Source organism: Microbacterium maritypicum MF109, from assembly GCF_000455825.1.
In the GTDB taxonomy this organism is placed as follows: Bacteria; Actinomycetota; Actinomycetes; order Actinomycetales; family Microbacteriaceae; genus Microbacterium; species Microbacterium maritypicum_A.
The window spans coordinates 1-207 of the sequence record NZ_ATAO01000123.1 but is presented as its reverse complement, the minus strand read 5'-3'; the positions used below and the strand labels follow the sequence as shown (position 1 = coordinate 207).

General features: G+C 66.2%; 1 protein-coding gene. It reads right to left on the bottom strand.

Features of this window, described 5'->3' with window-relative positions; genetic code table 11:
- A partial coding sequence (locus L687_RS27825) for a DUF4032 domain-containing protein (RefSeq protein ID WP_040569649.1) occupies nt 1–207 on the bottom strand: 207 nt, incomplete at both ends.

Sequence of the window (207 nt, the reverse complement as noted above, 5' to 3'; positions counted from 1 at the left end):
GTCGTTGAGCAGCCGTCGTGCCTGGTTCTCCTCCACGTCGAGCCCCGTGAGACGGATGAGGCGCCGCTGATGATGCCCGGCGTCCACGACCTTCGGCTGGATCTCGACGACGGTGCCGTCCGCGGTGGTCGACATCGACATCTCATCGATGTCGAATCCGAGGGCGTTGAGCCGTTCCACGCGCTCGGTGATGCGCCACGTCTCGGC